A 24,689-nucleotide genomic window follows, 5' to 3' on the forward strand; every position below is an offset into this window, starting at 1 on the left:
CAGGAGGATGTGCTGCAACTCGCCGTCTCCTCGCGGGGCATATTACCGGCGTCGCAATCTGACCCCCTCGCCTGTCGATTTGCTCGCGAAGATAAACTCGACGAGCATCTCGTTTTCCATCGTCGCCTTCATCTGTTCGAGCACCCGACGTCGTCTCGGATCGACAGGACCGGCCTTCATCGTTTCTATGAGCGCGAGCGTCTTGCGGGAGATGCCGAGCCGTTCGGCCAGCGCTTCCTGATCGTATCCCAGCAGCGCCCGCGCCGCTCTGATGAGAGTTGGGGTGAGAAGTTCTTCGCTCAACTCGTCCTTCGCGGCGCGGTTAACCATTCTGAATATTTCTGTAACAAGGTGCTACCAAAGCCCGTCCCTGTATGCTATGTGACTTATCACATAATGAGGAATGCGTACGGATGAATTACTGGTACTACATTGTGAGCGAGAAGTGGCGGACCTCGCCGGTCCGCGTGGCGGAACTGGAGGAAGCCGAATACCGCTGCCGCATCTGTTTCCGTCCGGGAACGGAAGCGTCGCCGATCGAGGCACATCACGCCACGTACATCCATCTCGGCTGCGAAGAGCGTGGCGAATTGCTGGCCATCTGCCGCGAGTGCCATGAGGAGGTGACCAGCTTCCTTCGGCGGCGCGGTTACCGGCGGCGCCGTCCCCGTCGGGCCGACGTGCCCGCTCTTCGCGACCCACGCATTTCCCTTATCGATCCCACCTGGAAGTAGGAGAACCGGAATCATGCACGCCGAAAGCATCCGGCTTCGCATCACCGGCACGAAACGTCTCGTCATGCATTGCGGTCGCTTGGCCGATCCGCTCGATCCGATCACGAAGGACCTGACGAGGCTCACCAAGAAGCGGTCCAAGACCGAAGCCGATCACGAAGAGATCGGGCGCGTCGAATGGAACGGCGGATTGTGGTTGGACGACGGCTCTCCCTGCATTCCGGCGGAGGCGTTGATGGCCACCTTCGTCGCCGCGGCCAAGACGCGGCGGCGCGGCGACGATGCAAAGGTCGGCATGATCGTCGAGCACCACGCTCCGCTGGTCTATGACGGCCCCGCCGATCTCGACGAGCTCTGGGAGAACAAGAAGTTCAGGCTGCGCGTCGGCGTAAGGGTGAAGGGCTCGCGAACGATGCGCACACGGCCGGTCTTCAACGACTGGAGCGCCGAGTTCACGGCACTGTACTTCCCGACGATCTTCGACCGCGAGGAGATCCACGATCTCTTCGTCGTGGCTGGCTTCATGAAGGGTCTGGGCGACTGGCGCCCGATCAACGGCAACTTCTCGGTGGAGATCATCGAGTAGCGGACACCCACGGGTGGGGCGTGGCCCGGCGAGCTAGTGGCACGGCCCGGCGTGGCGTGGCGAGGCGGAGAGCAGAGACCCCTCTCCCGACCGGTGGAGAGCTCAGTAGAGCTCTCCACCACCCTAAATTCGGCGTCGTAGACGCCAAACGTCTTTATGAGCATCTGGAGAGAGAAGACATGAACGCTGGCAGCACGCCACGTCGCAGCGCGCGCGGCAACAAACCCAAGACCGGCGTGCCGAAATCGTTGCCGCTGATCTGGTGGCGTTCGGTACCGGCGTCCGACTTCCACTCCTCGGCGATCGACGTCATGCGCGGTACGATCGCCAACATCGAGATGCTCCACGAACCGCGCTGGCGGAAAGCCGTCGCGGGCGACGCCGCCAGTGCGTTCAATCTCGCGCTGTCAATCGATCCCACGGGACTGGGACAATCGAAACTCAACCTCGCGATGACCGCGCTGGTCATCTGCGCACATGAGGGTAACCCCACCGCGTGCGTTGTCGTCGCGAGCGTAATCAACCGTACGAAGGGGATCCGCGCGAAGGAGGAACTGGCATATTCATGGGCGCTCCGCGCATCCGCCATGATGGCCGATCGCACGGCGATTGAAGCACCCGATTGAGCGGTGCGTCGTTGCCGATGCCGTCAGCTAAAGCTCGAACGTTTCCCTTAACCAACTAACAAGCATGGTCGCAACTTCGGTAACTTCCTGCTACCAATCTCGTCGAAATGTGCTATGTGATAAATCACATCGAGACGATCGAAATCTCGATGATCATCGAAGGAGAGTAGAGTGAGTACGCAGCGTAAGACCTCCCACGAGAACACCGCCACCCCCGATTTCCGCTCGATGGACGAGATGTCCTTCAGGGCGTTGCGCTGGTGGCGCAGCACGAGGGCCGACAACTTCCACTCGCCCTCCCTGGGCCAGATGAAGGCCGCCGTCACCAACGTCGCGATGCTCGCCGAGCCCCGCTGGCGCGAGGCGGTCTCGGGCGACGCCTCCGCCGCCATCGCCATCGTGCTGGCGATGGGGGTCGACAACTCCCACACCCTGAAGTTCGACATCTGCATGACCGCCTTGGTCATCTGCGCGTGCGAGGGCGACGCCGCGTCGTGCCTCGTGATCGCCTGGGTGCTCAGGCGGTTGCCGAAGGCGACTACCCGTCAGAAGCGCCTCGCCACCTCCTGGACCGTGCGCGCCATGCGGCCGCTCCTCGCGCGCGCCGGGCTGGAGGCCTGAGATGAGGCTCCAGATCATGAACGATCTGCACCTCGACCACCCCGGTAGCGGCCGAGCGCCGCCGCTGGCGGAAGGCGTCGACATGGTTCTTGTCGCCGGTGACACGTGCGAGGGGCTGGCCGAGGCCGTCGAGTGTCTGCGTCGCGCCTATCCGGCGCCGACGCAGGTGGTCATGGTCGCGGGCAACCACGAACTCTGGTCGAAGCGCCTTGGATTCAAGGAGCATTGGGAGATGGGCCGTGTGGCGGCCGAACGTCACGGCGTCCACCTGCTGGAGAACTCCGTCGTGATCTGGAGGGGCGTTCGCCTTCTCGGCTGCACCCTCTGGACCGACTACGAGCTGTTCGGAGCCCGCCTGCGCCAAGCCGCCATGCATACGGCAGCCGACACCATGCTCGACCATCGCCGTATCAGGTGGTCGCGGAATCCTTGGCAACGGTTTCGTCCCGCTGAGGCGCGCATCCTCCACCACCAGTCCCGATCCTTTCTCGACACGGAGCTGGCCAAGCCGCATGACGGCCCCACCGTCTGCATCTCGCACCACGCGATGATGTTGGAAGCTGTCTCGCCGGCATTCCGCGACAGCATCGTCACGGCTGCCTATGCGTCCGATATGACGCCGATGATCGATCGATTCCAGCCCGATCTGATCGTGACTGGCCACACCCACCATGCCGTGGACCTCATGCGAGGCCGCACGCGCCTCCTCAGCAATCCCGCGGGCTACCCTGGCGAGAACAGGTCGTTCAATCCGGCCTGCGTCGTCGATCTGCCGCCACCGTAGACAGAACTCAAATCCATCACTGCAGAGTCACGCCCGAAAGCCGATTAATGACCATCCTTCCGCATAAACCGACCACGCATGAGCTCGCCGCAATGAGCGCGGACGACGAGCAAAAGGAGCCGAACAAGGTTGGAGGCTTCTCCGGCTTGGCTAAGTCGAGTGCGACTGAGCGTGAACGTCTGGAAAGCGAACACGATTCCGACGACCATCCTGGCGACGATGACGACGCGCCTTCGGTCGAAGACACCATTCCCGAATCTTTCACGCCGCGCGAGACGCTGGTGGCCGCCGCGCTGGCCGCCGCGCTCAGGTCGCCCATTGAAGAAGCCCTGAAGGCGCCGGCCTCTCGGGCCCTCGTGATCTCGGTTCCGTCGACGGCCTGGATTACGCCACTGCGCGATCTTTTCGCGAGGCGTCCGTTTGGTCGGAAGTGGACGTGCTTCGCCCGCGACGGGTCTGACCGCAGAGGCCACCAGCCATCCTCCGGCAACACGGAAGCCGCCACCGCCCTCTCGGCTGGAGCGTCGGTGGTCGGCATCGCGGTCGCTCCCGAAAAGGTTCTTCCTTCGACGCTCATCGGCGCCGCAGATTTCCGCCTGGCCCTGAAGTTCGAGCCCAAGGTCGTCGAGGAGGCGATCCGGAAGATCTATGGCCGCGCGCTGCCGGTCGAGCAGCGGGATCTCCTTGGCCTCGACCTCGAAGACGTGGTCGCGGCCATGAGACGCGGCAGCACCGAGCAAGACGTCAAAGTTCGTTTGTCCTCCGCGGCAAAGACGCTCGTCCGACAAACCGGCGCCGAGGACGCGCCGCTGCTCGATACGGCCGTCGAATATGGCGCCGCACGCGACTGGGCCATGGCTCTGGCGCGCGACATGCGTGAGTACCGCGCCGGCAACTTGCCGTGGAGCGCAGTGGACCGGGGAGCGGTTTTCCATTCGGGCCCCGGCATGGGCAAGAGCGTTCTCGCACGAAGCATCGCCCGTGCATGCGAATCGACGCTCATCGCCGGTAGCGTCGGCGAGCTTTTCGCCACTAGTTCCGGATATCTCGACGGTGTGATCAAGGCCCAGCGCGAGCTTTTCGCCAAGGCGGTCGCTGCGGCGCCGAGCATCCTTTTCCTCGATGAGATCGACGGCCTGCCGTCGAGAGAATCGTTGAGCCCCCGAAACCGCGATTGGTGGATGCCCATCATCGAGGACTTTATGTTGCTCCTTGACGATGCCACTAGCGCGCGGCGCGAAGGCGTGGTCGTGATAGGCGCGACCAATCGGATCGAGGCGGTGGATCCGGCCATCTTGCGGCCTGGCCGGCTTGAGCGCGCCATCGAGATCCCGGCCCCGGGTCCGGAGGGCATCCTCAACATCCTGCGCTTTCATGTGCGCGACGGTCTGCCAGAACGGGATCTGCGTGAGGCGGCGGAAAAGCTGGATGGTGCCACGCCGGCGGAGATCATGGAGATGGTGAGAAGCGCGCGCCGCACGGCGAGGAGCGCCGCACGCGATCTCTCTGCCGAGGATCTCATGCGCGCCATTCTGCCGCCCGTCACCATTCCCCCGACAAAGCTCAGGCGCATCGCTTTTCACGAGGCCGGGCACGTCGTCGTCGCCATCGATGCCGGCGTCGGCAAGGTCAGATGGGTGAGGATCGGAGGTCGTCACGGCGCCGGCGGCGTGACCAGGGTCGACCCGGCTACGAGCGATCTCGCCACGCGCCGGTCGATCGAGATGGAGGTTGTCGGCATTCTGGCCGGGCGTGCCGCCGAAATCGTGCTGCTGGGCGCTCCCTCGGCAGGTGCCGGCGGAAGCGGCCGGTCCGATCTGTCGCTCGCGACGCGCCTCGTCGCGAGCATGGAGCTCTCCCTTGGATTGGGCGCGAGTGGCGGCTTGGTCTTCGTCGGCGACGCCGACGCTGCCGTCGAAGAGCTACGCCACGATGCGTCTCTCCGGCGCCGCGTCGACGAGAGGCTGCAGCGACTCCAGGCGCGGGCCTGTGAGATCGTCGATCGGCGTCGGAACCACGTCTTGGCCGTCGCCGATGCGCTCATCGAGAAGACCTTCCTCTCGGGCGAAGAGATCGAGAAGATCCTTGCCCGCACGGGCGTCGACGAGGGAGATATCCTCGACGCGGACGACGCTGGGAGCCCCCCCTGGTGATGCCGGAGTCAGCAGAGCTCCAAGACCTGGAGAAGCTCGCGGCGGTTCTCGAGAGCAGCGGCGAGTATCGGATCCTCAGGCGATTGCGTCCAGGCAGACCCGCCCTTCCACCCGAAGGGACGCCGATGCGGCGCGGCGTGATCGTGGACGTCGAGACGACCGGTCTGGATTCTGTGAGCGACGAGATCATCGAATTGGCGATGCTCGCTTTCCAATATTCGACCGACGGCTCGTTCGTTTCACCTGCCAATTCGTTCGATCAACTGCGCGATCCAGGTCGACCGATTTCGCCGGACGTCACCAGGCTGACTGGCATCACCGACGAAATGGTCGCCGGGAGGAGCATCGAATGCTCCTCCGTCGATGAATTTATCGCGGATGCTGCTCTGGTGATTGCTCACAATGCGGCGTTCGATCGCCGTTTCTGCGAACGGATCGTTCCGTCGTTCGCGACAAAGCCATGGGCTTGCTCTGTCCGCGAAATCGATTGGGTTTCCGAGGGTTTCGAAAGCGCGCGCCTCTCGGCTCTCGCCGCAGGCCACGGTCGCTTCTTCGACGGCCATCGCGCGCTGCACGATTGCGAGGCCGTGCTGGATGTGCTGTCCAGGCCGCTGCCCCGGACCGGACGGACTGCTCTCGGCGTCCTTCTGGAGTCGGCCCGCCGCCCACGCTGGCGGATTCGCGCAGAACGCACCCCATTTGTTTCGAAAGAAACCCTCAAGGAGAGAGGCTATCGGTGGGAAGGGGGCAAAGGCGTCGCCCGAGGCGCTTGGTGCACGGAAACCGAAGAAGAATCGTTCGAGGCGGAATGCGAGTTCCTCCGCGCCGAAATCTACCGTCAACCGGCCCCCGCGATCCACGCGCGGCTGCTCACGGCGTACGAGCGTTACTCGCTGAGAGCTGAGTGAACGCCGACTGAGGTTACCGCCCCCAAACAGCCCCCATGTTCCGGGACATGGGCAAGTCGCGAACCATCTTATGGAAATATTTTCAGCGAGTCCTCGACTCTATTGTTCTTGTTATGTTCTATAGGAGAATGACGGATCGACCCGCGAGCTGGCGAATGCCTAACCCTAAGCAGATGGAAAAGATGGCCGCTCGCGTCGCTAAGAACGGCCCGCCGGCGCGCTCCTTGGCTCCATGTGACGACCTGCCGCCGGAATACTGGCAAGCCATCCTGGCTGACGTTTCCGCCGACCACGCCCCGCCAGAGCCTTCGGTCCGGACGCAGCGACTGGCCGGCATCCAGCGGCACCTGCTGCGCATGGCCTGCCGACGCTGTGGCCGAACGCTTGAGGTTCAGAAGGTCGACGCCCTCAGGCTGTACGGTCCGGATGCGATCTGGGCAGAGGTCGGCCAGCGCCTGCTGGACAATACGTGCACGCAGCGCACGGGCCGCCATGAGGAGGACGGCTGCTGGCCGTCGTACGACGTCTAGCGGGCGGACCGCCATGGGGCCCAAGCATCATCCGACACCACTCTCCGGAGGCGACCGAAAGGCGCTCAACAAGGAATTGGGGAGGGCCCGCGCGATGACGGCGATCCTCGCCGCCCAATCGGCCGAGGCCCGGGCAAGGGGAGAAGCGCTGATCCGCATCGCGGACAAGCTGCTGTGCGAAAGCTGGAACGAGCGCATGTGGGCGGACGGCGAGCCGATAAATCCGTCTCCGACGATCGACCAAGCCGTCAACGGCGGCTACCCATGGATCGAAATCGAATGCTCGCGCTGCAAGACCAAGCGGGACGTCGACTTGGCCGCGCTGTCCCATCCGCCGACAACCTTCGTCCATGACTTGGCGAGCCGACTTCGCTGCAGCAAGTGCGCGAAGGCCGGTCGCAGACCGCCGGCGACGCTGCTACAGCTCTCGCAGCGATCCCGCCATCCGGATCCGGAAGCCTGAATGTGTAACCTCTACTCGATCACCACCAACCAAGCCGCCATCAGCGCGCTGTTCCGCGTCGTCAACCGCTACGTCGGCAACCTGGCGCCGATGCCCGGCGTCTTTCCCGACTACAAGGCGCCGATCGTGCGCAATGGGGCCGATGGCCGGGAGCTCGCGACCGCGCGCTGGGGCATGCCGTCGTCGAGCCAAGCCCTCCTGCAGGCCACGAAGAAACGCGCCGAGAAACTGCAGGCAAAAGGCAAGACCGTCGACTTCAAGGAGCTGCTCCGGATGGAGCCCGACGGCGGCACCACCAACATCCGCAACGTGAAGAGCAAGCACTGGACGCGCTGGCTGGGGCCGGAACACCGCTGCGTGGTCCCGTTCAACAGCTTCAGCGAGTTCAATAAGGCCGAGGGCGGCGACATCTGGTTTGCGCTCGACGAGACCCGCCCGCTGCTCTGCTTCGCCGGCATTTGGACCAACTGGACCTCGGTCAGGAAGGTCAAGGAAGGCGAGAGCACCAACGACCTTTACGCGTTCCTGACGACGGAGCCGAACGCGGAGGTCGGTGCCATCCACTCGAAGGCGATGCCGGTGATCCTGACTACGCCCGAGGAGGTCGAGACCTGGATGGCCGCGCCGCCAGACGAGGCGCTGCGGCTGCAGAGGCCCTTGCCGGACGGGACGCTGAAGATCGTGGCCCGCGGCGTGAAGGAGGACCCCGCGCCCGCCGCATAGTGTTCTGCACAGGCGCTGCGGAACACGTGGACAAACCCTAGCCCTGCCGATTGCGAATCCCTGACCCGTGCTAACCGCCCGGAACGAGCTGGCGGGCCGAGGATTCGTCCAGGCAGGAGCGATCTCGATGCTGATGACGAAGGAACGACGGCCGGCGATCCGCACGCTGCGCGGCTGGGCGATCAGCGTGCTGCAGGAAGCCGGCGCGATTCACGAATGCGAGGAGAGCGGCTGGGCAAAGGATCGGACCTACCCGCACGCTTGCGAGCGGGCCTTCGAGATCGCTCGGCAGGATCAACCACCCGGCGTCTCTCCGGACGAAGCCGCGGCCGAGGTGCGCGATTTCTGGATTCGATCGGCGACGACTGCCCGGAGTGCCCGCCCGAATAGTCTGTCCCTTCAACTGCAGAGACCTTTTTGACGCTCGCGCAAGTTGGCCTTCTTGACCGCCTTCTTCGTCGCCGACGCAGAACGGCCGGTCCTATTCTATTCGTACCTCACCTGGCAGCTCTGTCCGCCGGCCACGCCCACCCAAATGACACTCACATACTTCGCCCGGATGCGTGGCAAGACAATCGCCAGGATCCAAGCGGAGCCACGCTCGCTGGGAGAACGTAAGCCTTGTCCTGACCCAGCTCTTAGGGGTGGACCTGAATGATCGTCTTACCTTGACGTCGCTGGGCGGAGTTGAAGGTGGGCGAGCGCCTCGTCCAGGGAGGAGACCTTTCCGATGTTTGTCCGCAGTCGTCCGTCCCGCACCCGCTGGACGATCTCGCTCAACTGGCCACGATCGGCCTCTACGACGAAGTCGATGGCCAACCCGTCCCGCGGCCGGGCCTCCGCCGGGCCGACGACACTCACCAGCGTGCCTCCGGCTCTAACAAGTGCTGCAGACTGCTTCTGGATGTCGCCGCCGATGACGTCGAATGCGAGATCGACCCCACCGACATCTTTGAGCGCCTCGTTCTCCAGGTCGACGAATTCATTCGCGCCGAAGTCGAGCGCTTTCTGCCGGTCGGCCGCACGTCCTGTTCCAATGACATAGGCACCAGCCTCTCGCGCGAGTTGAACGACCATAGAGCCGACCGCGCCGGCCGCGCCATGCGCAAGCACGCTCTGGCCTCCCTGAAGACGGCCGTGCTGGAAAAGCCCTTGCCATGCCGTCAAGCCCGAGATCGGCAGACTCGCGCCCACCTTGAAATCGACGTTACCCGGCAATGGCGCCAGATTGCGCGCTTCGATGGCAATATATTCAGCGAGCGAGCCATCGCGGTACCAATCGGCAAGGCCGAATACGCGCTGTCCCACCGACAGTCCCGTCGTGCCGTAGCCAAGCGCCGTGACGATCCCGGCGAATTCGTGCCCAGGGATCGACGGAGTTCGGTTCTGGTCGCGGCGATCGGTCCACGTCGAGGGCCATTCCAATTCCGTCGGAACGAATCCCGAAGCGTGAACCTCTACGACAACGTCGTTTATCCCTGCTTGAGGTTCGGGCCGTTCCACCAGCTTCATCCCGGCAAAGCCGGCAGTTTGGTCCGTCACAATAAGCGCTTTCATCTTCGTCTCCATTATCTGTGGTATTTTCAGATTCCCAACTTCCCGACCGTGCTCAGATCGTTCCGGCAGGTGCCACCGCGGGGAAGTCCCTGTCGGGCTGGAACACGTTGTTGAAGAAGTTGGTCAGCGAGTACATGGCCACAAGCGCGACGATCTCCATGATGTTCGCATCCGTGTAGCCCGCGTCGCGGACGATCTGCAGATCGACATCCGTGACGTGGCCACGGCTCTCGGCGACCTTGCGTGCAAACTGGACAGCGGCATCCCGCTTCGGGTCTCTCGCTGGACCCTTTCGAGCGAGAATGATGTCCTCGGCGGGCAGCTTGGCCATGCGCTCCGCCGTGAAGCTGTGCACCGTCAGGCAGTAGTTGCAGCCGTTCACCTCGGAGACCGCAAGGCCGATGCTGTCGCGCGTCTTGACGTCGAGCGCCTTACTCAACGAGCCGAGCAAAGCGGCCCATGCGTTGAACGCGATCGGGCTTTGCGCGAAGGTCGCCATCATATTTGGCGTGAATCCGACGTTCTTGGTGAAGGCATCGAGGGTCGGTTTCGAATCGGCCGGCACGTGTTCCGGCTTCAGAGCAGCAGCTCTGGCCATGGTATTTCTCCTTGAACGATTGGCTTCGGGATCGATTATGCGAAGTGCAGCACATCGGCCGCGGGCAAGCGCGGCTTCCGCGGCCAGTTGCCGGGCCGCTCCGGCCCAACAGTTAGCAGCATGACGGGGATTTCGTCTTCGGCGAGGGCGAACTCTCTGTGCACCGCCTCTGCGTCGAAACCGATCATCGGTGTCGAACCCAGGCCTAACGAGCGGGCCGCATAGATGATGGCCGCGGCGCCGAAGGTCGCGGAGCGTACGGCCTCGTCGCGCTGACGCTGCGGATGATCGTCGTAGAGGCCGCGAGCAGGCCCCTCCCATTCCGGCACCACATGTGCCGGCATGATCCCGGCTTCCACGACCGGCGCCAAGCGGTCAGGGACGGTGCTGGCATCGGCCAACTGGCCGATGATGATGAAGGTCACGGCGGCTTCGGTGATTGCGGGCTGATTCCAGGCGATCGGAAGCAGCCGTGCCTTCACTTCGGGTGAGCGGACGGCGATGAAGCGCCAGTTCTGCAGATGGAAGGACGTCGGCGCTGAAGTGCCGATTCGCACCAGGTCGCGGATCTGATCATCGCTTAAGGTGGCGGTCGAGTCATAGTACTTCGCAGCACTGCGGCTCAGAATGGTTTCGATGACGGCGTTTGTCGGCAGCGGCCCTACGAGCCAGCGGGAGGTTGCGCGATCGGCAGCGGTTGTAGCGGTGTTGTGCATTGGGTAACTCCCTCATCAAGTGATTACGGAGTCCCAACCTACTGATGGAATTGATAATTTCGAGCCTCTATTGGCTCATAATGATGCTCAAAAGGATCAATGTATCGGTCCCCCTGGTAGCCTACTCGCCGTTATGCGCCAGTCGGCGCCATTCCCCTGGCGTCATCCCCATTCTCTCCGCAAACACACGCCGGAATGCCGAAACGGATTGATAGCCGACCGTTTCAGCCACAGCTTCCGTGCTGATCGTCGGCTTCTTGAGCTCGTTGGCGGCCATGCTCATACGAAGATCGGTCAACAGGTCGAGGGCGGAGCGGCCTAACCTGTCCTGAAACTGGCGCATGAATGTTGCGCGTGACATGCCGCATAGATCCGCCAGATCTGGAAGTTTCCAAGGTCGCGCCGGATCCGCGAACATCGCCGCAATGGCCGCTGCCAATCTCGGATTGCCGGCAAGCGCCAACAAGCCTTCGGTGGATTTGCCTGCTTCGCTCGCGGCGCGGAGAACCAGAGTGAACAGGACCGAAGAAAGCGCGTTAAGAATGGCGCGTCCTCCCGCTCTGTCACCAGCGGACTCCATTCGCATCAGGCCGACCAGTCCGGAAAGTTGACTCGACGCCGAGGCGATGTCCTCTTCTCCATGGTTTTTCACAGCCCGCACGACCAGATTTGCCGGCAGATAGTTGCGGATCAATCGATCATGGGGTGGCACGACGAAAAACCGTCCGCAAAGCAGATCGAGTTGCTCACCCGGTCCATCGTTCTCGCTCAACATCCATCCCGCGGAGCCCCTGCTTTGGCGCGTGCTGATCGGCGTTTCGCCGCTGCCGTCGTGCAGCATGTGCGACGAACCGTGAGGAAGCAGCACGATATCCCCGCTCCCAAGCTCCTGCACCGTTCTCGAATCCGGGTCTTCGAAAATGGCACTGCCCCTGACTATGACATGGTAGGGGATCTCGTTCGCCGCCGCCTTAGGCCAGGTGAGACGCCATGGTGCGCCGTAGGCGCAGCGAACCTCAAGTTGGCCAGTAACGCTGATGATTTGCAGGAGATGACTCAACCAGTCGATTTGAGACATAAGACCTCAAGACGTGAATCGCCGACGGAGCATTCAATTTAGCCGCTCCTTCGGCCAAAGGCTTGGCGTTCCGTGTCAGCGCGGCCTTCGACAAACGAGCGCAGAGCGCGGAGAACCGCTTGACTAGCCGGATGAACCTTTCTTGCAAGGTCCGCGTCAAACTCGAACCAGCGCCTTCTATGCGGCCAATTCGCCAGATGCAGCACGTCGACGCTTCAAATAGGTAGTTTCCAACGACAGATCGCCATGCGCTGGCTCATTCCCGCCCTCCAAATCGTCATCGCGTTCGCGAGCGCGTTCAATGTCATCCGTTTCAGGTTGGACAACCTGCTCATAGAGGGGGCGACCGAGCTCGATCGACTTACGCTTTCGGCTCTCGTCGCAATCGCCGTGCTCACGGCTGCCGTCCTCACTCTCTGCTGGCGAGTTCCTGTCATAGTGCCGCGGCGCGCGGCGTTGGCGTTTCTCATGGTCGCGTTGAGTGCGGTGTGCGGCTTTGTGCCGCAAACACTTCAGAAGCAGCGCCGTACCGCGGAGTACGTTGCAAGCCAGGCGCGAGAAGAACATCGCGATAAGGTGTTGGCGCGCGAACTGCGCTGGTGGGCCGAGGATATCGATAAGCGCATCGCTGCGTCACATCCGCTTGAACCAGATCAAGCATGGGCCCTTCTCGATGCCGTCAGCAGCGCCGGCGACAGGAACGATGGCCCTAACCCTCCGAGCGCTCAAGCACTGGAGCTCCTGCGAATGGCCCTTGCGGCGAGACTCATCGATGTCAACGCCGATGTAACGGGCCATAGACTCAAGGATCCGATAGCCCGACCGCTGTTCTTGCAGTTCTACATGGAGCGCATCGAGCCTCTCCGGTATTCGCTTGCGAGGCAGGATTGGGAGATCGTGCGCCTGCTCGCGAGTAGTGCCGAGCTTTCGCGGTCTGATGCTGCGCCCCTGCTCGCAGATCTCAAGAAGACAGTGGTGCCGGGTCCGTCGCGTTTCATCAGTCTGAAGTAGCCAAAAAGCAGGCAGGGGGATGCACCATCTCGCGCGATTTTGCGGACGAGCGAGATGAAGTGCCGTCACCTTCTGCGCCTGACAAGGTCGCGCGGATCCATGTGTTCGCTAGGGCTTCGTAGGGCTACTATCGACATCCGGATTGCGCGTCAAATTCTCAAAAGGATTTTGTTTCGCTCATCCAGTCGGAGGCTCGAAATCATAGGAGATGCGTCCGGCCGGCAGATAGAACAGCGCGATCACCGCGCCGCCCCTGACCTCGGGATAGTGCCTGCTGCCCGGATCGGGCGCCGTCCAGCCCGGGCCCTGCCAGCCCTGCAATCCCTTCAACTCCGCTCCCTTGTTCAAGGGCACCACTAGGTTGAGCTCCCCATAGGGATGGCCATGGTATTGTCCGCGCAACACGTCGTGATCGTCTTCGTCCTTGAAGCGGCGCGGATCGGCGCTGTCCATGTACACGGCGGTGATGCTGAACTGGAACGTTTCGGGAGTGGGCTCCAGGATGCGGCTGCGCCGGTAATTCGGGCCGTCCACCTCCTGGTTTGCCGCCCATCCCTCCTCGACCCCGATTTTGATCAGGCGAGCCAGATCCTGGTAGAGCGCGCTATTTTCGCCATATGTCTCGTTGAGCCAACGTTCCATCTCGGCGCCAGGCGTCTTGTCCTTGACTTCCCGGAGAAACGGAATGCTGCGCTGAATCAGTTCTTCCCGGCTTCCCATTGCGATCTCTCCTCTTCGACTACTACGTTTCGAACCCTACGAACGTGGCGAACTCATCAATGTCCGCCCGCGGCATCAATCTATCCGGCCGCTCAACCTTGGCCTTGCCGACCGAGATGCCGCACACAACCATCTGCTCCGCCGGAATTGACAGCAGCGGGCGCAAAATTCGATGGTATTTTGCGAACGTTTCCTGCGGGCACGATTGAAGCCCGCGTCCGGCCGCCGCGAGCATCACGTTCTGCACGAACATTCCGAGGTCGAGCCAGCTTCCGACTTCCAGGCGACGGTCGATGGTCACGATCAATCCCACCGGCGCGCCGAAGAATGTATAATTCTTCGCGGTTTGTTTGCTTCTCGCCTCGAGATCGATCTGAGCAATTCCGAGCGATCCGTAGAACAACCGACCAAATTCTTGCCGGCGTTTGAGGTACGGGTCCGGCAAATCGTTGGCGTAGTATTTGTATTCCGAGACGTGCTCGTCGCGCGAATTTTCGTGCGCGTCCAACAGCGCCGTCGAAACTCAGTCCTTGGCCGCTCCTGCCAGCACGTAGACGTGCCAAGGCTGGATATTCGCACCGCTGGGAGCGAACCTTGCGATATGGAGGATCTGCTCGATTGTGCGTCGCGGGACAGGAGCGTTGCAAAACTCGCGGCACGCAAATCGGCCGACCAAAATCTGATCGATTGGGCTCTGCACAATGACATCTCCTTCACGCGTGCCGATGGCGGCTTGTTCAGGACCGGACGTCGTCGTACGGCTGGTATCCATCTCGGCTTCCTCGGCTCGGAGCAACGAGCGCTCAGTGCGGCCAGGCTGAGCCAAGGATGATCGAGCAGAAGTTCTGACGGACAAAGTTCATGTCCTTCAGGGCCAGGACGTCGGCCTTCACATTTCCGAACGTCGTCAGCGGCTTCTTGATGATACCGTTGGCGAAGTGATCGATGATATTCTCCTTGAAATTTGTCTCGCGTGGGTGATGGACGCAGACATGGTCGCGCTGTTCTTGCGAGAAGTCGTGATAGGCGATGCCGAGCACGTCCATCTCCACACCGGCGGTCACCAGCGAAATGGTCGGGCGCATATGCTCGGGGATCCCCGGCGTGGTGTGGAGCGCGATGGCAGTCCAGACGTCCTCGATGTCACGCTCGGGCACGCCGTAGCTTTTCATGAATTCGCGCGCTGCATTGGCGCCGTCGACCTCGAATCGCAGATCCGGGCTCGAGTATTTCTCGGTCAGACCCATGTCGTGGAACATGGCGCCGAGGTAAAGCAGTTCCGGGTCGTATTTCAGCCGGCGGCGCTCGCCCGTGAGAGCGCCCCACAGGAAGACCCGGCGACTGTGGTTGTAGAGCAGGTCGTCTTCGGTATCGCGCACAAGCTGCGTAGCGGCGCGGGCGATAGCACTGTCGGGAACGCGGATGCCGGCGATGATCTCGGACATGGGACAATTTCCTTGGTTGAGTAGCAGGCTCCTTGCTTTTCGGTATTAGGCAACAGAGCCCGTCGCCGGACAACGTTCGGGATGCTATGGATCAGGACAGCGGTACGTCGTTTCCTGACAGCACGCCTGTCGGAGCGTTCTTGGCAGCAGGAGACGACTGCTCTATCGCCAGTTAAAGCGTGATGGCATTAAGTTCGATAGCCTGAATTTTTGAGGTAGTTGGCGCATTCCTCGGAGGTGAAGGCATCGAGTGCGTGGCCGATTGCGGCGCAGACTGCGTCGACGGTTCGCGCGGCAGCTTTGCGAAGCAGGTGCTTGAGCTTGGCAAAGACTTGTTCGATCGGGTTCAGGTCGGGCGAGTATTTTGGCAGGAAGAAGAGCTTGGCACCGACCGAACGGATGAGTTGGCGAACTGCCTTGCTTCTGTGGCTGCCGAGGTTATCCAGGATGACGATATCGCCGGGTCGAAGGACGGGCAGAAGAACCTTCTCGACATAGGTGCGAAAGCTTACGCCGTCGATCGGCCCCTCGATGAACCACGGTGCATCGATCCGGTCATGGCGCAGGGCCGCCAGGAAGGTCATGGTCTTCCAGCGGCCATGGGGAACCTTGGCGTGAAATCTGTGGCCGCGCGGCGCCCATCCCCGCAAGGGCGCCATATCGGTCCTGGTCCAAGTCTCGTCGATGAAGACCAGGCGATCAGCTTCGACGCGATTTTGATACTTTGCCCACTGAGCTCGCCGCCGCGCCACCTCGGGTCGATCGCGTTCGCCAGCCGCCACGCTTTTTTTTGAAGCTGAGCTTCTCGGCATGCACGAAGTCCCACACCGAGTGGTAGTCGACCTTCAGACCGCGACTGGCAAGCTCAGCAATGAGACCACGTATGGTGAAATCGCCGTCCTTGATCCGCTGCGACAGCCAGACGGCGTGGTCTCCCGAAACCGCCTTCGGCTTGTGACCGCCCATTTGGCCAGGCTCAACGCTGCCGGTCTCTTCGACCCGCTGCATCCAACCGATGGCCGTGCTGATCGCTACTCCAAACTGCTTGGCCGCCTGATTGCGGGACATCCCGCCCTCGATCGCAGCCACGACACGCTTGCGAAGATCCAGAGAGTAAGGCTTACCCATCCATGCTGGCCTCCGATCCAGCCAGCATGGTGAATCAGAAACACACTGATTTGGGAATCCCAAATCGATTCAACCTAACCCCATCCCGCTTTAGTTCGCGATCTATTCCGATTCCGCCCGGCGGAAGCTGGCGCGATATTGGACGGGAGTCACGCCAAGACGGGTGCTGAAGACGATCCTCATCCGGTCCGCCGATCCGAAGCCGCAATCGAAGGCAATGGCCTTCAGCGGTCGGTCGCTCGCTTCCAGCATCATGCGCGCGGCATCAACGCGGGCGCGCTCGATAAATTCGTGCGGTGTGGTCCCGGTCACCTGCCCGAAATGCCGGGCCAGATTCCGGGAGCTCATTCCGACGACAGCGGCAAGCGACTCAAGCGTATGGCGATCCCCAATGTTCGCCATGACGTGGTCCTGGATGCGTGCGATGGGCGATTCCGGATCGGCAGGTGCCGTGAGATAGGGACTGAACTGCGACTGTCCGCCCTGGCGCTGGGCAACCACGACCAGACGCTTGGCAACCTTGAGAGCCGTTTCCGCGCCGTGCCGCTGCCCGACGAGTGCCAAGCCCAGATCTATCCCAGCCGTCACACCCGCCGCGGTGATCAGCCGTCCATCGCGCACATATATCAAGTCCGGTTCGACTTTCGCCTTCGGGAATCTCGCCGCCAGTGCCTGTGCATCCTGCCAATGGGTCGTGACACGCCGATCGTCGAGAAGGCCGGCATAGCCCAGCACAAAAGCTCCTGTGCAGATCGAGCCATAAACGCTCGAGCGCCACGGCAGCTCCTTGACCCACCGAAGCAGGCCCGGTTCCGGTTCCGCTTCCGGTGGCGTCGGAGTGCCGGCCACCAGGACGATGTCGAAGCCGCCGGCCGCCTCCTCGAAGGTCAGGTCGGCGACCATGCGTATGCCGTTCGACGCGCGCAGCGGTTCGCAATGAGCAGCAACCAACACGGTTTCGTAGCGATCCGCGCTGCCGAGAAACGTGTTCGCCTCACTGAACACGTCCATCGGACCCGCCACGTCCAGGGCCTGGACCCCCTCACAGACGACGATCGCAACAGCTTGTACCGGCACCTGCCTCTCCGCTCAGGAGACTTATTATGCAGGTAGTCCGGAACCTGTAAAAGGCCTGGCGCGATCCGAGGCAACAGAACGAACATCCGCGCATCCGGGATTAACCAAGGGCTATAGACTTCCAGCGGGTGATTTCGCTGGCGTGGCCGCCAATCAAGAGGTACTTGCAGCTCCCCAAAAGGACCGTCACGGCCATTGGTGAACTCGTCGCGCCATTATTGTGATCCCGGCGCCTTGTCTGGCGTGGTCAAGGGCTCGTCCTTCGAATCCACGACAAAGACTGCCAGCAAGCTGGCGGACTCGTTGTCACTCGCGTTCTCACTAACCCTGTGATGTGAACCGGGCATTTCGTAAAAGCTTTCGCCTGCGTGATAGATCTTCGCGGGTTCCTCGCCGACTTGACTGCGGATGGTCCCGGACAGCACATAGGCGTAGATAAAGGCCGACGCTGCGTGGTGATGAGCCAGCGACTTGGCACCGGGAGGATAGGTCACCGTCACGGCAACCAGCCTCTTTCCTTCGAGGTTCGGCAGTGCGTGCGCGAAGGCGACTTTCACCTGCTCCCCGTTATGCGCGATCGCTGGTGAAGCTCCCAGGGCGATCGCTGCTGCTATCAGCGGGACGGTGGCCGTCCGCAAGGCTCCTCTCGCTGCTTTTGCCAACATGCCTTGAGGGTTTGATACAGCACCAATCTCATAGTCAAAGCCACTGATCGACATCATCGCATCTCCTCTTATAACGAGTTCACTCAACTGCTTGAAACCAGAACGCAGAGCCGAATCGATGATCATGGTGAGCTTCCGATGAGAAGCCATCGCCGCCGCCATCACCTTCGGCCTGATGCGCCGCTGCCGCTGAGCAACACCGACAACAGAGCTGCCAGAGCGAATCCCGCGGCTACAAGCACCGAGGGTTAGCCAGATGACAGACGCCAGCGAATCGGCGCTGGCAGCTTGCGCGCGACCGGGATTGAGTTCCCGGAGCAGAGGATAGGCCCTAGTCATGATGGTGACCCTTGTGCGGGGAATCCGGGAAGGGCGACGCAGCAATCAGGTCGCAGGCGTTGGGGCTCTTGAATCCTGGGATGAAACGTTCGCAGACGGCGGCGTTGACGGTGCCATACGTGGTCGCCGGCTTGTGCGCAAAACCGGCGAAATATTCCTGAATGAAGCCTTCTTTGAAATTTGTGCGCGGGTACTTGGCTACGATTTCCTCGCGCAGCTCCGCCGGGAACTGATCGAACCCCACCCCGATGACATCGAGAAGCACACCGGAGTTCAGGAGTGCGACTTCAGGACCCATGTACTTCGGGATGCCGGGAGTGGTGTGCAGCGCGATCGCTTCCCAGACGGTCTGCACCTGATCTTCAGCGATGTTATGGGTGCTAAGAAACTGCCGCGCGGCATTTGCGCCATCGACCTCGAAGCGTTCGTCTGGGCTCGAGAACTTCTTGATCAGGCCGAGATCGTGAAATGCAGCGGCGACGTACAGAAGCTCACGGTCGAAGCGCAGATTCCTCTGACGACCCTGCTCAGCACCGAACAGGTAGACTCGGATCGAATGATTAAACAACAGATCGGTGGAATGTTCGCGCAGGATTTCTGTCGCCTCTTTGGCAAGCAAGGAATCGGGAATGACGAGAGTCTGGGCGAGATTTGGGGTTGTCATTGTTTCTTCCTTCAAATTAGTGTGGGCTTAGCTGCGCGTTGCGCGCGAGCGAAACGATGAAACGATGCCGATCAACTTGCTCCGACGTCGAGCACGATCTTTCCTTTGGGCTGAGGCCGCACGCGTTCCAGCATCAAATGAGCCTCGCGCGCATCCGCGAGGGGTAAGACTGCCCCCACCCTTGTCCGTAGCTTTCCATCGTCGACGAGGCGGGCGATCTCCCTCAGATATTGATTCGTGACGTTGACCAGAAAGAAATTGGCGTCGACACTATAGCGCGTAGCTAGATCCTGATCCGGGCGGGACACTGCGGAGACCAGCCTGCCGCCGCGACGAAGGACCTGGAACGAACGAGTTTGGGTTTCGCCCCCAACCAGATCAAGGACGGCGTCCGCATCGTGCACTACTTCCTCAAAGCGCTGGGTCCGGTAATCAATGATGGTGTTGGCGCCGAGGTTGCGCACGGCGGAAATATCGTCCGTCGATACGGTTGCGATGGTTTGCAGGCCCGCGTGGCGGGCCAGTTGAATCGCATGGGATCCGACATTGCCCGCTGCTCCGTGAATGACCACCGTTTGACCTGCTTTGAGCTGGGCCTGATCGAACAACGCCTGCCATGCAGTCACCGAAACGACAGGAAGGGAAGCAGCTTCAACGTGGGTTAGCGTGGTTGGCTTAGGTGAAACCATCCCTGCGGAAGCAACAGCGTATTCGGCGTAGGCCCCGACGAACTGCGGGTTCGTAACACCGTACACTTGATCTCCTACGGCTAACTCGGCGACGTCAGGGCCCACCGCGACGATTTCACCGGAAAGATCCGAACCCAAAGTGAGAGGAAGCGGTTGCGGCAAAGCGCTCTTGCCGCCCCTGATCCAGCCATCCCATGGTCCGACCCCAGCGGCTTTGAGTTTGACCAGGACTTCGCCAGCGTGTGGCTCAGGCCGTGGAACGCGCTCGAACTTCATGATCTCTGGTGGCCCGAACTCGCGAACGCGCCACGCCATCATTGTCGAAAGAGTTCGTTCTTGAGTTGCGTCACGGATGATGCTGCTCGAAATCATCTGAAACTCCTACTGCTTGGCTGGCTTGTCCGTATGTGGCCACGGAGCGCCGCTTTGAACAACAAATCCGATCCTACGGATCGGGACAGCCGCACGTCGTTTCTTGACAAAATAAGCTGGGAACGGGCGAGCCTCTATCGGTGCCATCGAATCGCGCCGGACGAAGCGACTTGGAGAATCCAGGATCTCTAAGCGATCTCAGACTTTCTGTGCCGCGGAGATCTGCTGGTCGTTGTGGGGAACTGCGACTCTGTCTGCAGCGAGGCGAGCGAGATCCCCAGCAACCGCTTCGGCTTTGGCAACGGCATCGCGGCTTGAGAAGGCCGATCGACAGGCGCGCCCGGAGGAAGTTCAGGCGCATGGTTGCACTCGACTATTCGACTTCGGCGTGGGAGAGCGATGAACCTGCCGCCACGTGAGGAGCTTCGATGATTCCGGACGACGTTCTGGTAAAGCGAATTATCGCTTGCTCTGTTGGGCAAAACAGTGGTTCATAAGGCGCTGGTCCCAGTAGGCGAGGAGCCAGCCCCTATGACGAACGAAGTCGACACTTCGTCGGAACTTTCCAAGATCGCAAAGCTGAACGGCGATTTCCGCAGGAATTACGGCACGCTCATCAGAGCGATTTTGTATCTCCGCACCGTAAGCGCCGCCCGCCCGAGCCCTTGGCTTTGGGCTGGCCTGCTTTCGATCGGTTTGTCGACTTTGCTGAGCTGGCTGGGGCGGCACGGCTGGGTTTTGCCAGCGTTGCCTTGATGGCCCCGTATAATGCCCCCCTTTCCCGATAAAGCGCACTCCGATGGCGACGAAGGGAGCCGGATGAGAGCCACACGTAGCGTCCTGACCTCAACGAGGCAGGCAATAGAACGTAGTCCTCGATCTGTCGATTTGCCCTGTCCAGCCGCATCACGGCGAGCAGACCAGATGAGATCTGCCTTCGATAGGCTTTCCATTGCGGAGCGTGATCCTCTCCGCGGCGCGCCAGGCGTCGCGCGACGAGAAACGAAACCAGGCGTTTGCCTCCGACATCAAGGCCTATGCCGTCCAGAACGAGCTCCACCTGAAGACCAAGGTCGGTTCGCAGCGCCTCCGCGAGTTCGTTGGCATGCCTCGCTTGTTCGGCGGCCCAAAGCTCCCGGGTGTCGATCCAGTCGCACTCGCGGGGCGACACGTATCCGATCAGCGCATAGGCCTTTCGCAGCGAACCGAAGTGCTTCACGTACGAAGAGACGTGATTGAGGCCGAGAGTCGTGTTGATGATGCGCGAATTGAGCTTACCGCGCCTGCGGAGCGTGAGACGAAGGCGCAGCAGCATCTCATTTTCCGGAATCTCCACGCGGCGCTCGGCAAGCAGCTTTTGGGCGCGTGCGAAGATGCTGGGATCCACAATTGGCTCGATCGCCGCAGCGCCCCGCACCCAGGCGTGATCCGGATTCTTGACCAGCTTCTGCCCCAAGCGCCGCGAGGTGCGATTGTAGATGGTCTTGCCGATGTAGTTCTCGTTCGCGAGAATGGTGGGGATCATGCCGTCGGTCCAGGGGCGGCCGTTGTGATTGGCAATGCCCGCGTCGTTCAGTTGTCGCCTGATGTCGCTGTACGATCTTCGGCCGTTGACGAATTGATCGAAAATCGTTCGGATCACGGCTGCCTCCTCAGCGGAGCCGTGCTGCAAACGAACGCGGTCCGATTGCAGAGCCTTGAACTGGCCCTTTGCGAGGAAGCCCTTTGGCTGCTCGCTTTCGTCGACCATCAAGCGTCGAAGGCCGTAACCGACAGGAGCGCCGACCCGGTATCCGAGGCTCGCGACCCGGCAGTGTCCCGCGTGCACTTTGACCGAGAGTTCCCGGCTCCATTCTGCGGCCATGCCGCGCTTCAGATTCTTCGCGATCCCCGAAACGAAGGTGCCATCGTTCTTGAAGAGCTCCGCGCAGTATTCGACCTGCACGCCACTCCGCTTGCACAGGAATTCGTAGTAGGCGCTTTCGTCGACATCCTGGAAACGCCCCCACCGAGTGACGTCGTAGACGAGGATGTGATCGAAGTCGGCTTGCCCCGACTGGACGTCCTCGATCAGTTCGATGAGACCTGGTCGTCCTTTGATCCGAAGGCCGCTGCGGCCCTCGTCCGCATAGGTGCGGACGATGGTGAGACTGTTCGCCTCGGCATAGGCGGCGATGGCCGTCATCTGGTTCTTGATCGAGTAGCGCTGAAGCTCCCTCGACATTCGAACGTATTGCGCCGCCCGGCGCGCTCGGGTCCGCCTCGCCAAGCTCGTCCCTTTGGGAACAACGAGCCAGTTACCCATGCACCCCTCCTGCTACTTGGAGGTACCCGCGCCAGCAAATACACCCGCGGCGTTCTGGATGGCAATGCCGATTCGAACTACGAAAACCGGCTTCCTAGGACGAGCGCTGCGCCCGTGGTGTTGTGCACAGCGCCGCGGGAACACGGGGACAACGCCCAGCTCTGCCGATTGCGAATCCCTGTCCCGTGCTAACCGCCCGGAACGAGCAGGCGGGCGGAAGGATTCGTCCGGGCAGGAGCCATCTCGATGCTGATGACGAAGGAACGACGGCCGGCGATCCGGTCGCTGCGCGGCTGGGCGATCAGCGTGCTGCAGGAGGCCGGCGCGATTCACGAATGCGAGGAGCACGGCTGGGCAAAGGATCGGACCGACCCCCATGCCCGCGAACGCGCACTGGAGCTTGCTCGGCACGATCACCCCGACGGCGTCTCCGCCGACGATGCTGTCGCAGAAATCCGCGCCGTCTTGGATTCCGTCGGTGATACCTGCCCGGAGTGTCCGCCGAGCGATTGATCGCGTCCTTATGCCCGGCCAAGTCCCTGCTTAGTCACGGTGCCGGCCTTTCGGAGCAAGCGTTTCGATCGCCTGAGGCTTGTCGCCTGAACCCGGCGTACCAGTCCGCGTACGGCGTGTTCCTGACTGCGTGTCGATTGAAGTCGGGCGTGCCATCCTTCCACCACACCGGCCCGCGCTCTCCCAAACCACACTTGGTCTGATCGACGAGCCGATGCGCTGCAGCTTCAGCTTCCGGATCTCCGGCCGCTTTGGCCGTCTTCACTGCGCGGCGCGCATCCATCAACTGCTTCACCAGCCGCGCCTTGTCGCCGGGAGCTAAGGTCGGATCGCTCATCCGCCAGAGTTTCCCCCGAGCGACGAAGTAGCGACCGTCCGGAGTCACGGGATGCCTGAGACCTGCCATCCAGAAGAGCTACTTGGTACGAACGGTCTTCGCTCCGGCGTCCTTCAGCGCCTCGGCGATCTTGTCCGGCTCGTCGCCGTGGAAATCTACCGACACCTCGATCTCGCCTTCAAGCCTTTGCTGGCCTTCCGGCGTTGGTGCGGCCTTGACGTCCGCACCGGCCGATCGCGTTCCAGACGAATTCCCGGCGCCCACGGGCTGAACGAAGACGTCGCCTCGCGCAACGCCACATTCCTGGACGACGTGCTCGACGGCCAGCTCGGCCTCGCGCCGCGTGGCGAACTCTCCGATGATCGTGCTTTCCAAGGTTGTCCTCCGACTCCATGTAAGGCGGACAACCGGCCAGTGAAGTCGAGAGTTCCTATAGCCAGTCCGGCGCCTTTCCTCCGATAGACGCCGCGCGCGATGCACTGGCGCTCAGCAGCAGAAACAGCGCCCGCTCGGCCTTGTACCTCGCCGCCGCGCGGCTGCACTCTGACCCTGACATCAGAATTTCTCCGCCAGCCCGGCGCACGGCCCACTTCCACCGGCCGCGTCCGCGCGGATTCAAGACGATATCGTAGCAACTCGGATGTTCGGTCGCCGTGGCGGGCTGCAGCAGGGCATTGACGTCCACGACGTTGTCGGCGGGGGCGGTCGTCGGCCGCATCGCTTGCTCCATTTCTAAAGACGAGTTGAGGGATCGCCGCGCGGGAAAACCCGCGCGGCTTCGGATCGAACCCGGCTGCCCTATCCGGTCAGGCAGCCCTGGATTCGATTTGGGTCACGTTGCTCGGTGCGGCGCCGTTGATCTCGATGCGGCGCGGCTTCATCGCCTCGGGGATCTCCCTGTGCAGGTCGATGACGAGCAGGCCGTTCTCGAAGTGGGCGCCCTTGACCTCGATGTAGTCGGCGAGCGTGAACTGGCGCTTGAAGTTGCGGGTCGAGATGCCGCGATGCAGGAAGGTCTTGCCTTCCTTCTCGGACTTCTTGCCTTCCAAGGTCAGGACGTTGTGCTCGGACGTCAGCACGACCTCGTCGGGCGTGAAGCCGGCGAGCGCCACCGAAATCTGGAAGCGGTTCTCGTCGATGCGTTCGATGTTGTAGGGGGGATAGGTCTCTTCGGCGGTCCGCTGGACCTCGTCGAGGGCGTCGAAAAGGCGGTCGAATCCGATGCTCGACCTCCACAGGGGAGTCCAATCATACCTCATATCCAAATCCTCCTTGGAGCAAGATGGGTACGAGCAGGCTCCGGACACCGTCCGGGCGCCCGTCTCGGCCGAGACCCCGCAGGCGTCC

Annotated in this window: 28 protein-coding genes and 3 pseudogenes; 13 read left to right on the forward strand and 18 right to left on the reverse strand. The window is 61.9% G+C overall.

Going from position 1 to position 24,689, the window contains the following annotated elements; all coding sequences use genetic code 11:
• Nucleotides 1–42 precede the first annotated feature (42 nt).
• Nucleotides 43–330 (reverse strand): helix-turn-helix domain-containing protein, encoded by a 288-nt coding sequence (locus QY049_RS28455; protein WP_301270264.1) that lies wholly within the window; start codon nucleotides 328–330, stop codon nucleotides 43–45.
• A gap of 83 nt (nucleotides 331–413) precedes the next feature.
• Between QY049_RS28455 and QY049_RS28460 the strand changes: the two genes are divergently transcribed.
• The 11 genes and pseudogenes from QY049_RS28460 to QY049_RS28510 all read left to right on the forward strand — a co-directional run bounded on the left by QY049_RS28460 (nucleotide 414) and on the right by QY049_RS28510 (nucleotide 8,518).
• Nucleotides 414–734, forward strand: coding sequence for a hypothetical protein (locus QY049_RS28460; protein WP_301270265.1), 321 nt, complete (start codon nucleotides 414–416; stop codon nucleotides 732–734).
• 13 nt (nucleotides 735–747) lie between these two features.
• Entirely contained in the window at nucleotides 748–1,320 is a 573-nt protein-coding gene (locus tag QY049_RS28465) for a hypothetical protein (RefSeq protein WP_301270266.1), read from the forward strand.
• 179 nt (nucleotides 1,321–1,499) lie between these two features.
• The gene (locus QY049_RS28470) at nucleotides 1,500–1,946 is read left to right on the forward strand and encodes a hypothetical protein (RefSeq protein ID WP_301270267.1); all 447 of its coding nucleotides are present in this window, start codon (nucleotides 1,500–1,502) and stop codon (nucleotides 1,944–1,946) included.
• 171 nt (nucleotides 1,947–2,117) lie between these two features.
• Nucleotides 2,118–2,567, forward strand: a complete 450-nt coding sequence (locus QY049_RS28475) for a hypothetical protein (RefSeq protein ID WP_301270268.1) — start codon at nucleotides 2,118–2,120, stop codon at nucleotides 2,565–2,567.
• 1 nt (nucleotide 2,568) lies between these two features.
• Nucleotides 2,569–3,351 (forward strand): metallophosphoesterase, encoded by a 783-nt coding sequence (locus QY049_RS28480; protein WP_301270269.1) that lies wholly within the window; start codon nucleotides 2,569–2,571, stop codon nucleotides 3,349–3,351.
• Between the two features lie 47 nt (nucleotides 3,352–3,398).
• Nucleotides 3,399–5,504 carry an AAA family ATPase gene (locus QY049_RS28485; RefSeq protein WP_301270270.1) on the forward strand — a complete coding sequence of 702 codons (2,106 nt, stop codon included), beginning with the start codon at nucleotides 3,399–3,401 and terminating at the stop codon, nucleotides 5,502–5,504.
• Complete coding sequence (locus QY049_RS28490; RefSeq protein WP_301270271.1) at nucleotides 5,504–6,412, forward strand: 3'-5' exonuclease; 909 nt, start codon at nucleotides 5,504–5,506, stop codon at nucleotides 6,410–6,412. The genes QY049_RS28485 and QY049_RS28490 overlap by 1 nt, the downstream gene beginning before the upstream one ends.
• A gap of 155 nt (nucleotides 6,413–6,567) precedes the next feature.
• On the forward strand, nucleotides 6,568–6,942 hold the full coding sequence (locus QY049_RS28495) for a hypothetical protein (RefSeq protein ID WP_301270272.1): 375 nt from the start codon (nucleotides 6,568–6,570) through the stop codon (nucleotides 6,940–6,942).
• 13 nt (nucleotides 6,943–6,955) lie between these two features.
• The gene (locus QY049_RS28500; RefSeq protein WP_301270273.1) at nucleotides 6,956–7,405 is read left to right on the forward strand and encodes a hypothetical protein; all 450 of its coding nucleotides are present in this window, start codon (nucleotides 6,956–6,958) and stop codon (nucleotides 7,403–7,405) included.
• Nucleotides 7,406–8,128, forward strand: a complete 723-nt coding sequence (locus QY049_RS28505; RefSeq protein ID WP_301270274.1) for an SOS response-associated peptidase — start codon at nucleotides 7,406–7,408, stop codon at nucleotides 8,126–8,128. It abuts the gene before it with no gap.
• A 127-nt stretch (nucleotides 8,129–8,255) separates the two neighbouring features.
• Nucleotides 8,256–8,518 (forward strand): annotated as a pseudogene (locus QY049_RS28510) (hypothetical protein).
• 248 nt (nucleotides 8,519–8,766) lie between these two features.
• Here the strand turns inward: QY049_RS28510 and QY049_RS28515 are convergent.
• The 4 genes and pseudogenes from QY049_RS28515 to QY049_RS28530 form a co-directional block, all read right to left on the reverse strand.
• Nucleotides 8,767–9,685 (reverse strand): annotated as a pseudogene (locus QY049_RS28515) (NADP-dependent oxidoreductase).
• Nucleotides 9,686–9,737: 52 nt separating this feature from the next.
• Nucleotides 9,738–10,283: a carboxymuconolactone decarboxylase family protein gene (locus QY049_RS28520; RefSeq protein WP_301270275.1), complete on the reverse strand. Its 546-nt coding sequence runs from the start codon at nucleotides 10,281–10,283 to the stop codon at nucleotides 9,738–9,740.
• Nucleotides 10,284–10,318: 35 nt separating this feature from the next.
• Nucleotides 10,319–10,999, reverse strand: coding sequence for a nitroreductase family protein (locus QY049_RS28525; RefSeq protein ID WP_301270276.1), 681 nt, complete (start codon nucleotides 10,997–10,999; stop codon nucleotides 10,319–10,321).
• A 121-nt stretch (nucleotides 11,000–11,120) separates the two neighbouring features.
• The gene (locus QY049_RS28530) at nucleotides 11,121–12,077 is read right to left on the reverse strand and encodes an AraC family transcriptional regulator (RefSeq protein ID WP_301270277.1); all 957 of its coding nucleotides are present in this window, start codon (nucleotides 12,075–12,077) and stop codon (nucleotides 11,121–11,123) included.
• Nucleotides 12,078–12,323: 246 nt separating this feature from the next.
• Between QY049_RS28530 and QY049_RS28535 the strand changes: the two genes are divergently transcribed.
• On the forward strand, nucleotides 12,324–13,088 hold the full coding sequence (locus tag QY049_RS28535) for a hypothetical protein (protein ID WP_301270278.1): 765 nt from the start codon (nucleotides 12,324–12,326) through the stop codon (nucleotides 13,086–13,088).
• Between the two features lie 177 nt (nucleotides 13,089–13,265).
• On the opposite strand, the gene QY049_RS28540 is transcribed toward QY049_RS28535, so the two are convergent.
• The 9 genes and pseudogenes from QY049_RS28540 to QY049_RS28580 form a co-directional block, all read right to left on the reverse strand.
• Nucleotides 13,266–13,808 (reverse strand): DUF4863 family protein, encoded by a 543-nt coding sequence (locus tag QY049_RS28540; protein WP_301270279.1) that lies wholly within the window; start codon nucleotides 13,806–13,808, stop codon nucleotides 13,266–13,268.
• A gap of 22 nt (nucleotides 13,809–13,830) precedes the next feature.
• A pseudogene (locus QY049_RS28545) lies at nucleotides 13,831–14,580 on the reverse strand (nitroreductase).
• A 31-nt stretch (nucleotides 14,581–14,611) separates the two neighbouring features.
• Complete coding sequence (locus tag QY049_RS28550; RefSeq protein ID WP_301270280.1) at nucleotides 14,612–15,253, reverse strand: HD domain-containing protein; 642 nt, start codon at nucleotides 15,251–15,253, stop codon at nucleotides 14,612–14,614.
• A 188-nt stretch (nucleotides 15,254–15,441) separates the two neighbouring features.
• A protein-coding gene (locus tag QY049_RS28555) for an IS630 family transposase (protein WP_301270281.1) occupies nucleotides 15,442–16,381 on the reverse strand; the annotation gives its coding sequence in 2 pieces (ribosomal slippage) (nucleotides 15,442–16,036 and nucleotides 16,035–16,381; 942 coding nt in all).
• A gap of 102 nt (nucleotides 16,382–16,483) precedes the next feature.
• Nucleotides 16,484–17,458 carry a GlxA family transcriptional regulator gene (locus tag QY049_RS28560; RefSeq protein ID WP_279376746.1) on the reverse strand — a complete coding sequence of 325 codons (975 nt, stop codon included), beginning with the start codon at nucleotides 17,456–17,458 and terminating at the stop codon, nucleotides 16,484–16,486.
• A gap of 215 nt (nucleotides 17,459–17,673) precedes the next feature.
• Nucleotides 17,674–18,096, reverse strand: a complete 423-nt coding sequence (locus QY049_RS28565) for a cupin domain-containing protein (protein WP_301270366.1) — start codon at nucleotides 18,094–18,096, stop codon at nucleotides 17,674–17,676.
• Nucleotides 18,097–18,454: 358 nt separating this feature from the next.
• Nucleotides 18,455–19,126 (reverse strand): HD domain-containing protein, encoded by a 672-nt coding sequence (locus tag QY049_RS28570; RefSeq protein ID WP_301270282.1) that lies wholly within the window; start codon nucleotides 19,124–19,126, stop codon nucleotides 18,455–18,457.
• A gap of 71 nt (nucleotides 19,127–19,197) precedes the next feature.
• Entirely contained in the window at nucleotides 19,198–20,187 is a 990-nt protein-coding gene (locus QY049_RS28575; protein ID WP_301270283.1) for an NADP-dependent oxidoreductase, read from the reverse strand.
• Nucleotides 20,188–20,803: 616 nt separating this feature from the next.
• Nucleotides 20,804–22,492 carry a recombinase family protein gene (locus QY049_RS28580; RefSeq protein WP_301270284.1) on the reverse strand — a complete coding sequence of 563 codons (1,689 nt, stop codon included), beginning with the start codon at nucleotides 22,490–22,492 and terminating at the stop codon, nucleotides 20,804–20,806.
• Between the two features lie 246 nt (nucleotides 22,493–22,738).
• Between QY049_RS28580 and QY049_RS28585 the strand changes: the two genes are divergently transcribed.
• On the forward strand, nucleotides 22,739–23,005 hold the full coding sequence (locus QY049_RS28585) for a hypothetical protein (protein WP_301270285.1): 267 nt from the start codon (nucleotides 22,739–22,741) through the stop codon (nucleotides 23,003–23,005).
• Nucleotides 23,006–23,039: 34 nt separating this feature from the next.
• Here QY049_RS28585 and QY049_RS28590 read toward each other — a convergent pair whose 3' ends face one another.
• The 4 genes from QY049_RS28590 to QY049_RS28605 form a co-directional block, all read right to left on the reverse strand.
• Entirely contained in the window at nucleotides 23,040–23,342 is a 303-nt protein-coding gene (locus QY049_RS28590) for a hypothetical protein (RefSeq protein WP_367401204.1), read from the reverse strand.
• Between the two features lie 78 nt (nucleotides 23,343–23,420).
• The gene (locus QY049_RS28595) at nucleotides 23,421–23,717 is read right to left on the reverse strand and encodes a hypothetical protein (protein WP_301270287.1); all 297 of its coding nucleotides are present in this window, start codon (nucleotides 23,715–23,717) and stop codon (nucleotides 23,421–23,423) included.
• A 55-nt stretch (nucleotides 23,718–23,772) separates the two neighbouring features.
• Entirely contained in the window at nucleotides 23,773–24,060 is a 288-nt protein-coding gene (locus QY049_RS28600) for a hypothetical protein (RefSeq protein ID WP_301270288.1), read from the reverse strand.
• 88 nt (nucleotides 24,061–24,148) lie between these two features.
• The gene (locus QY049_RS28605; protein ID WP_301270289.1) at nucleotides 24,149–24,601 is read right to left on the reverse strand and encodes an Hsp20 family protein; all 453 of its coding nucleotides are present in this window, start codon (nucleotides 24,599–24,601) and stop codon (nucleotides 24,149–24,151) included.
• Nucleotides 24,602–24,689 lie beyond the last annotated feature (88 nt).

It is taken from the genome of Bradyrhizobium sp. WYCCWR 13022 (genome assembly GCF_030435535.1).
GTDB lineage: Bacteria > Pseudomonadota > Alphaproteobacteria > Rhizobiales > Xanthobacteraceae > Bradyrhizobium.